This window comes from Burkholderia sp. Tr-862 (assembly GCF_011753085.1).
Lineage (GTDB): Bacteria > Pseudomonadota > Gammaproteobacteria > Burkholderiales > Burkholderiaceae > Burkholderia > Burkholderia ambifaria.
Map to the genome: position 1 here is coordinate 1 of NZ_VWWG01000401.1, position 749 is coordinate 749.

1 protein-coding gene and 1 pseudogene are annotated in these 749 nt (G+C 74.5%); both read right to left on the reverse strand.

Annotation, left to right across the window (positions count from 1 at the left end; genetic code table 11):
• Window positions 1–123, reverse strand: a pseudogene (locus F3J14_RS35130) (ABC transporter ATP-binding protein); the annotation flags it as partial.
• Window positions 120–749, reverse strand: a 630-nt coding sequence (locus F3J14_RS35135) for an ATP-binding cassette domain-containing protein (RefSeq protein WP_166726781.1), incomplete at its 5' end; no start/stop codon positions are given. The pseudogene F3J14_RS35130 and the gene F3J14_RS35135, both read right to left, overlap by 4 nt.

Genomic DNA, 749 nt, shown 5'->3' on the forward strand with positions numbered 1-749 from the left:
TGAGCCGTTGCGGCCGAGCAGCGCGAGCGTCTCGCCCGGCGCGAGCGCGAGATCGACGCCGTCGAGCACCGGCTGCATCCCGTACCACGCGCGCAGGCCGCGAATGTCGAGCAGCGCGCTCATGCGCCGTCGCCGAGATAGGCGGTGCGCACGGCCGGGTCCGCGCGGATCGCGTCGGGCGCACCGGTCGCGACCACCGCGCCGCGCACCAGCACCGTGACGCGCTCGGCGAAGCCGAACACCGCATCCATGTCGTGCTCGATCATCAGCACCGTGCGGCCCTGCGTCGTCGCGCGAATCAGCGCGATCATCCGCGCCGCCTGGTCGCGGTTCATGCCGGCCGTCGGTTCGTCGAGCAGCAGCGTGCGCGCGCCGCTCGCGAGCGCGATGCCGAGATCGAGCGCGCGCTGTTCCGCGTAGCCGAGTTCGCCGGCCGGCGCGTCGCGCCGCGCATCAAGGCCGATGTCGTGCAGCACGCGCGCGGCCGCGCGATCGACCGACGCCGATTCGCGCAGCCGGTTCCACCAGCGCCGCCGCTCGTCCGGCGCATGCAGTGCCGCGCAGCGCAGGTTGTCGAACACGGAGAGCCGCGCGAACGCACTCGTCTGCTGGAAACTGCGGCCGATGCCGAGCCGGCTCGCGACGACCGGCCCGCGTCCGCGCAGCTCGACGCCGTGCAGCACGACGCGCCCGCGCGTCGGCCGCGTCGCGCCGGCAATCACGCCGAACAGCGTCGACTTGCCCGCGCC